The 2,665-nt window shown below is 73.7% G+C and carries 2 protein-coding genes; one reads left to right on the top strand and one right to left on the bottom strand.

What is annotated here, in order from left to right; translation table 11 throughout:
* On the bottom strand, window positions 1-1,646 hold a 1,646-nt coding region (gene ggt / locus WCJ52_RS12600), incomplete at its 3' end, for a gamma-glutamyltransferase (RefSeq protein ID WP_336903652.1).
* An 83-nt stretch (window positions 1,647-1,729) separates the two neighbouring features.
* Between ggt and WCJ52_RS12595 the strand changes: the two genes are divergently transcribed.
* The coding region (locus tag WCJ52_RS12595; RefSeq protein ID WP_336903651.1) for a P1 family peptidase at window positions 1,730-2,665 on the top strand (936 nt) is incomplete at its 3' end.

Here is a 2,665-nt window from a genome sequence, read left to right as displayed (position 1 = left end):
CCGCCGCCGCCGGTCAGCACCACGCCCCGGGCCGCCAGGCCCTCGACCACGCCGGGGGCGAACTTGGCCGGCTCGGACAGGTAGGGCGCGCCCCGGGCGATGAGGTTGGGCAGGGCCACGGCCTCCTGCATGGGCAGCTTCCAGTCCAGCACCGCGACCAGGGCCTTGAGGTTGTAGGCCAGGATGGAATTGCCCCCCGCCGAGCCGACGGCGGCGTAGAACCGGCCCTTGCGATCCAGCACCACGGCCGGGGCCATGGACGAACGCGGCCGCTTGCCGGGCGCCACGGCGTTGGCGGCGGGAACCCCGTCCTTCTCGGTGGGCGAGAAGGAGAAGTCGGTCAGCTGGTTGTTCAGGAAGAAGCCGTGGACCATCCGGCCGGTGCCGAACACGTTCTCCACCGTGGTGGTCATGGAGACGACATTCCCGTTGCCATCGACGATGACGAAGTGGGAGGTGCCGCTGGGCTCCTGGGTGGCGTCGGGCGCCCGGGCGCCGGCCCCCCTGGGCTTGCCGGGGCCGGGAGGTGCGCCGGCGACCTGCGCCGGGATCAAGGCCGCCCGGGCCTTGAGATAGGCGGGGTCCAGGAGGCCCTTCACCGGCACGTCGACAAAGTCCGGATCGCCGAAATAGCGGTCGCGGTCGGCGTACATCAGCCGGCTGGCCTGGGAGAAGATGTACCAGCCCTCAACCGTTTCCGGGCCATGGGCGGCGATGTCGGTGTTGGCCAGTATGCCCAGCCCCATCAGCACGGCCGGGCCGCTCGAGGGCGCCGGCGGCACGCAAACCACATAGACCCGATAGGGCCGGCAGACCGCCTCCGAGACCTTGGGCCGGTAGGCCTTCAGGTCCGCCAGGGTCATTGCTCCCGGAAGGGCACCCTCGGTCGTGCGCTTCACGATGGCCTGGGCGATCTCGCCCTCCAGCAGGGCGGCGGGCCCCTCAGCGGCGATCTTGCGCAGGGTCGCGGCGTAGGCCGGGTTCTTCAGGATGTCGCCGGCCTGGATGAGCTGGCCGTCGGCCTTGGTGAAATAGGCCACGGCGTCGGGCTGCTTGGCCTGGGGGGCGCTGGAGGCGACAAAGGCGGCCAGTCGCGGGGTGACGGCAAAACCCTGGTCCGCCAGGGCCTCGGCCTCGGTGAAGAGGTCCTTCCAGGCCAGGCGCCCGTGGGCCTTCTGGGCCATGTGCAGCATGGCCACGGCGCCGGGCACGCCGGTGGCCCGACCGCTGGTCACGGCCGAGAAGAAGGGCAGGGGCTTGCCGTCCGGGCCCAGGAACATGTCGGGCCGGGCGCCGGCCGGGGCGGTCTCGCGGCCGTTGTAGGCGGTCACCTTGCGGGTCTTCGCATCGTAGTAGGTCATGAAGGACCCGCCGCCGAGACCAGAGCTCTGCGGCTCCACCAGACCCAGGGCCGCCTGCACCGCCACGGCGGCGTCCACCGCCGAGCCGCCGCGCCTCAGCACCGAGACGCCCGCCTCCACCGCCAGGGGATGGGCGGCGGCGACCATGCCGGTCTCCTTGACCTGGGCGGCTGACGCGGTTGCCGGGGTCTTCGCCTCCCGCGCCAGCACTGGCGACGTCGGCAGGACAAGGGCCAGGACGGCGGCGGAAACGAGGGCGGACTTCAGCAGGGGGAAGGGACGCATGGGGGCCTCACGACGCAGGGACCCTTCGACCTATAGACCCGCCCGCGTGGACAAGGAACGCCATCCGGTGTTTGAGGAGCGCCATGAGTCCGCCCGCCCCCGGCCCCCGCAACCTCATTACCGATGTGCCCGGTCTTGCCGTCGGCCAGGCGCAGGACGCCGCCGTGCGCACCGGCGTGACGGTGATCCTGCCCGACGCCCGGGCGGTCTGCGCCGTGGATGTGCGCGGCGGCGGCCCCGGCACCCGGGAGACCGACGCCCTGGCACCCGAGAACCTGGTGGAGGCCGTCGACGCCGTCGTCCTGTCCGGCGGCTCGGTCTGGGGCCTGGCCGCCGCCGACGGCGCCGTGGCCTGGCTGGGCGCCCGGGGCCGGGGCTTTCGCCTGGCCGACCGGCCGGGGGTGCCACCCTCGCCCGTCGTGCCTGCGGCCATCCTCTTCGACCTCGCCAATGGCGGCGACAAGGCCTGGGGCGAGGACCCGCCCTATCGCGAGCTGGGGCGCCGGGCCTGCGCCGCCGCCAGCCTCGATTTCGACCTGGGCACTGCGGGCGCGGGATATGGCGCGGCGGCCGGGGGCCTGAAGGGCGGGACCGGCTCAGCCTCCCTCCTGTCGGCGGACGGCGCCGTGGGGGCCCTGGTCTGCGTCAACAGCTGGGGCTCGGTCACCGCCCCGGATGGCCGCACCTTCTGGGCCACCCCCTTTGAAATCGACGACGAGTTCGGGGGCCTGCCCCTGGACGGCCTGCGCGCCGGCCCCGGCCAGTGGGGCTCGGCCAAGGCCCCGCCCCCGGCGGGCGCCCGCCAGAACACGACGATCGCCTGCGTGGCCACTGACGTGGCCCTCACCCCGGCCCAGGCCAAGCGCCTCGCCATCATGGCCCAGGACGGCCTGGCCCGCGCCATCCGGCCGGTCCACGCCCCCTTCGACGGCGACGTGGTCTTCGCCCTGTCCACCGCCCGTCGCCCCCTCGAAGGCGGAGACGCCGCCCTCGCCCGCCAGGGTGTCGGCGGCCAGGGC

Source organism: Phenylobacterium sp., from assembly GCF_037138395.1.
Taxonomy (GTDB): Bacteria; Pseudomonadota; Alphaproteobacteria; order Caulobacterales; family Caulobacteraceae; genus Phenylobacterium.
The sequence above is the reverse complement of the archived record's forward strand: the minus strand, read 5'-3'. Positions and strand labels throughout refer to the sequence as shown.